Genomic DNA, 3,991 nt, shown 5'->3' with positions numbered 1-3,991 from the left:
GTCCTGCATATCGTCGTCGTCCCGTTCTGGCGCTACGCGGTGCATCGCTGGGAGGTCAGCGATACCGCGGTCTACACCCGGACCGGCTGGTTCACCCACGAGCGTCGGATCGCCCCGATCTCGCGGGTGCAGACGGTGGACACGCAACGCGGACCGATCGATCGACTGCTCGGGCTCGCGACCGTCACCGTGACGACAGCGTCAGCGGCGGGCGCGGTCGAGATCGAGGCGCTCGATCTCGCCGTCGCCGAGCGAACCGTCGCACAGCTGACCGAGATCGCCGGCCGCGACGGCGAGGACGCGACATGACCCTGCCGGTGCCGCCCGCCGAGCAGAGCGTCGCGGCCGAAGAGCGCGAGGCGGAACTGCCATGGCTGCGCCTCGACAAGCGCATGCTGCTGATCCACCCGGTGAACGAGGTCGTACGCCTCGCGCCCGCGCTGATCCTGGCGGTGCTGCTCGGCAGCCGCAGCGGAAACCACGCCTGGGGCCTGATCGGCCTGGCGATCGTCGTCGGCGCCGCGGTGCTGCGCTGGTTCACGACCACATACCGGATCGGCCCGGTACATATCGAGCTGCGCTCGGGCCTGTTCCAACGGCGGCGGCTGTCGGTGCCGCGGTCCCGCATTCGCTCGATCGATGTCGAGTCGACCGTGCTGCACCGGCTACTCGGGCTCGCCGTCATCCGCATCGACACCGGGCAGCAGGCGAGCGGCGATGAGGCGTTCCGGCTCAATGCGCTCGACGCGCGTGCCGTTCCACCGATGCGCGCGGCACTGCTGCGGACCGCTGCGCCAGCCGAGACCGATACACCTGTTCCCGCGGGCATCGAGGTGGCCCGCTTCTCCCCCGCGTGGGTGCGCTACGCGCCGCTGTCATTCACCGGGGTCGCCATCGTCGCACCCATCGCCGGCCTCGCCGTGCAGTTCGGCGCGGTGCAGTGGCTCGCTGAATCGGATGCCGTGTCGGGCGGGGTGGAGTCCGCTCGGAGCATCGGGCTGCCGATCGCCATCACCGTTGGCGTCATTGCCGCGCTCGCCTTGCTCAGCGTCCTTGCCTGCGCCGGATACCTGATCCGCTGGGGCCGGCTGCGGGTGATCGACGACGGCAGGACCCTGCACTGCGAGAGCGGCCTGCTGACGACTCGGGCGATGACGCTGGACCGGGACCGGCTGCGCGGCGCGACGGTCGCCGAGCCGCTCCTGTTGCGTGCGGTCGGTGGCGCCGAGCTCGAGGCGATCATGACCGGCGGGCACCGGCAGGCGAAGCTGATCCCGCAGTCGCCGCGGGGCGAGGTGGAACGGGTGATGCATCACCTGCTCGGGTCGGCGCGGCAGTACACCGCTCCGCTCGTCGGTCACGGTCCGGTTGCCGCGCGACGACGGATGACCCGCGCGGTGGCACCGGTCCTGCTGCTCGCTGCGGGACTGCTCCTGGCCGGAAGGTATGGGGCCACCATTCCGTGGTCGGCGTGGGTCGGCATTGCCGTACTGCTCGTGGGGGCGGTCGCGCTGGCGATCGATCGCTACCGCGGACTTGGCCACGCGGTGCTCGGCGGCGACCGCCGCTGGCTGATCACCCGCAGCGGCTCGCTCTACCGGGACCGGGACTGCGTCGAGGCGAACGGCATTGTCGGCTGGACTGTGCGGCAAACGTTCTTTCAGCGCCGGGCCGGGGTGGCGACGGTGTGCGCCGCGACTGCCGCAGGCAAGGGTCGCTACGACGTGATCGACCTGCCGGAGGCGGGCGCGTGGGAGTTGATCGAGGACGTGCAGCCTGGCGCGGGCGACATCTGGGCGCGCCGAACCTGACCCAAACGGGGGCAAAACTAGTTCGCGGGGCCGAAACTTTGCACCCGTTTACGAATTTTGCCCACGCGAAGCGAGCCCAAACGGGGGCAAATTGTGGTCCCGGGGTCGAAGTTTTGCACCCGTTTACGAACTTTGCCCACGCGAAGCGGACTGGAACGGCCCCGGCCCGGCGGCATGATGGAACCGTGGGTGCGCGCGAATTGGCGAAGCTCGAGGCCGAGCTGGTGGATTGCCGCGCCTGCCCACGCCTGGTCGAGTGGCGCGAACGGGTCGCGCGGGAGAAGCGGGCCGCCTTCCGCGACGAGACCTACTGGGGTAGGCCGGTTCCCGGGTTCGGTCCGGCCGACGCCCGGATGCTGATTGTGGGCCTCGCACCGGCCGCCCACGGCGCGAACCGCACCGGGCGCATGTTCACCGGCGACCGCAGCGGAGATGTCCTCTACGCGGCGCTGCACGCGGTCGGGCTCGCCAGTCAGCCCACTGCCCTACGGATCGGCGACGGGCTCGAGCTGTACGGCACACGAATCACCGCGCCGGTGCACTGCGCACCGCCGGACAACAAGCCCACCCCCGAAGAGCGCGACAACTGCCGCACATGGCTCGAGGCCGAACTACCGCTGCTCGCACCGACATTGCGCACCATCGTGGTGCTCGGCGGGTTCGGCTGGCAGGCGCTGCTGCCGGTGCTTGCGAACGCGGGTTGGCAGGTGCCAAGGCCGCGCCCGAAATTCGGTCACGGAGTGCGGGTGCCGCTCACTGGGCCGCGGCCGATCGAAGTGTTCGGCTGCTATCACGTCAGCCAGCAGAACACCTTCACGGGACGACTCACCCCGGCCATGCTCGAGGACGTGCTCGCCGCCGCGGCGGACGCGGCCGAAATTCAGCGACCTGCCGGCGCCGGCTGACCACGGAAGACGAGATAGCCGGCCGGTCCGAGGCCGAACGCGAGCATCAGCAGCGATTGCCACGACTGCGGCAACACGATGTCCCCGCCCGGTCCGCCGAACGTGCACAGCAGGAAGCCGAAGCACCAACCGATCAGCGGCCAGCCCGCCCTGCGGGTGGGCCCGGTGATCGAGCGGGCGCCGAAGACCAGCGCCACGTTGACGATTCCGGACGCGACCGCACTGATCGGAAACGGGATCGCGCCGATGTAGCTGGGCAGGAACAACACTCCGATCACTGCGGAGAGGAAGCCGTCGAACACAAGCACGCCGAGCGTCACCCGGTCCAGCCACAAGCGGGTCAACGCGGCTCCGCCCCAAGCAGTTCCTCGATACCGGCGAACAGATCGGCCTCGCGGCCGGAGGCATCCACCGCACCGAGCGTCCCACGCAGCAGCACGTAATGCTCCTCGTCCAGGATCGGTTGAACGATGTTGTTCGATAGGGAGTATTCCGTACCCGAATCCGCGACAGTGACCTGAGTGGCATGGGCGCGCAGGGCATTTCGCTTCGCATCCGCAACCGCGGAAACGTCGAGAGCCGTGGTCACTGATGCCGAGTCGACACTGGGCAGCTCGCCCGGTTCGGGCCGTCGCCACGATGCCGGAAATTCCGTGATCGTTGCGGTCGCCGCGGCGAGCGCGTCGGCGTCGGTCACCGTCGCATAGAACTTGGGTGGATCCCACGGCTCGCCGGGATACGAGTCGCCGCCTGCGACGCCCACCGCGGCAACGCAAAGCTGATGCGCGCGAATGTGATCGGGGTGTCCGTAGCCGCCGACCTCGTCGTAGCAGACTACGACATGCGGGCGCAGTTCGCGGATCACCGCCACCAGCGCGCCGACCGCCTCATCGGTATCCCCGTTGATGAACGCGCGCGGGTTCGCCGCCGGCGGCGTGCCCACCATTCCCGAGTCGCGGTACGTGCCCGCGCCGCGGAGGAAGCGGGGGCCGCGCGCACCGAGTTCGGCCAGCGCCCTGGTCAATTCGAGGACGCGGTAACCGCCGAGCTGATCGGCGCGATCAGAGGTGAGCCCGGCCCACTGCTCGCCGATGACCTCGCCCTCCTCACCGAGCGTGCAGGTCAGAACTGTCACGTCGACGCCGGCAGCGGCATAGTGCGCGATCGTGCCGCCGGTGGTGATGGTCTCGTCGTCGGGGTGCGCGTGCACGAGCAGCATGCGCCGATCGGGCAGCGGCAACGAGTCGTCACTCATTTCGGCAACAGGCTCCATCC

The 3,991-nt window shown here is 69.6% G+C and carries 5 protein-coding genes; 3 read left to right on the top strand and 2 right to left on the bottom strand.

Going from position 1 to position 3,991, the window contains the following annotated elements; translation table 11 throughout:
- From A8G08_RS12595 to A8G08_RS12585, 3 genes are all read left to right on the top strand, one after another.
- On the top strand, positions 1-309 hold a 309-nt coding region (locus A8G08_RS12595; protein ID WP_157108545.1), incomplete at its 5' end, for a PH domain-containing protein.
- Positions 306-1,811, top strand: a complete 1,506-nt coding sequence (locus A8G08_RS12590) for a PH domain-containing protein (RefSeq protein ID WP_068274253.1) — start codon at positions 306-308, stop codon at positions 1,809-1,811. The genes A8G08_RS12595 and A8G08_RS12590, both read left to right, overlap by 4 nt.
- Positions 1,812-1,996: 185 nt before the next feature.
- Positions 1,997-2,716, top strand: coding sequence for a uracil-DNA glycosylase (locus tag A8G08_RS12585; RefSeq protein ID WP_068274249.1), 720 nt, complete (start codon positions 1,997-1,999; stop codon positions 2,714-2,716).
- On the opposite strand, the gene A8G08_RS12580 is transcribed toward A8G08_RS12585, so the two are convergent.
- The gene (locus A8G08_RS12580; RefSeq protein ID WP_068274247.1) at positions 2,692-3,060 is read right to left on the bottom strand and encodes a hypothetical protein; all 369 of its coding nucleotides are present in this window, start codon (positions 3,058-3,060) and stop codon (positions 2,692-2,694) included. The two genes, A8G08_RS12585 and A8G08_RS12580, sit on opposite strands and share 25 nt — an antisense overlap.
- On the bottom strand, positions 3,057-3,971 hold the full coding sequence (gene mshB, locus A8G08_RS12575; RefSeq protein WP_068274255.1) for an N-acetyl-1-D-myo-inositol-2-amino-2-deoxy-alpha-D-glucopyranoside deacetylase: 915 nt from the start codon (positions 3,969-3,971) through the stop codon (positions 3,057-3,059). The genes A8G08_RS12580 and mshB overlap by 4 nt, the downstream gene beginning before the upstream one ends.
- Positions 3,972-3,991: the final 20 nt, after the last annotated feature.

This window comes from Aldersonia kunmingensis, assembly GCF_001646865.1.
Lineage (GTDB): Bacteria > Actinomycetota > Actinomycetes > Mycobacteriales > Mycobacteriaceae > Aldersonia > Aldersonia kunmingensis.
The sequence above is the reverse complement of the archived record's forward strand: the minus strand, read 5'-3'. Positions and strand labels throughout refer to the sequence as shown.